This window comes from Neisseria sp. P0009.S007 (genome assembly GCF_051962515.1).
The window spans coordinates 1-440 of record NZ_JBQCVF010000896.1 but is presented as its reverse complement, the minus strand read 5'-3'; the positions used below and the strand labels follow the sequence as shown (position 1 = coordinate 440).

The 440-nt window shown below is 37.3% G+C and carries 1 protein-coding gene; it reads right to left on the bottom strand.

The window, feature by feature from the left end:
• Positions 1–186 precede the first annotated feature (186 nt).
• Positions 187–440 (bottom strand): hypothetical protein (locus ACTHS3_RS16995; protein ID WP_440368640.1); only part of this gene is annotated, 254 nt, incomplete at its 5' end.

The window sequence follows — 440 nt, the reverse complement described above, 5'->3', positions numbered from 1 at the left end:
CAGTTAGGTTACCTGTTCTCCAATGTTCTGTAACCCATGAAAGAACATCTGGCAAATCTCAATAAATAGCTCGCTGGTTGAATCTAGGCTGTCCGTCTTTTGTGAACCAATAATTTATTACTGTTGTTGATTTAGGCGGAGAAATTTTTTTCTTTTCGTTTAAAGAGGGTTGCCAGAAATAAATAATCAGTGCTTCAGCCATTTCAAGATAATAACGGCTCGCATTTGCTGGCACAACCACTGTTCCCAACCAAAATTCCTGTTCTCTTGTAATAAGTGGGAGTTTGTGATGATTCCTAAATCTTGAGGAGAAATTTCCTTCTGTAATGCCACAATATTGGATGGAATTATCACCTCTTTCATATTTTGTTTGCCTGCCGCAAGATACAATCCATTTCTCAACTCTAGATTGTTAGTAATATCATCGTATGAATATGGAC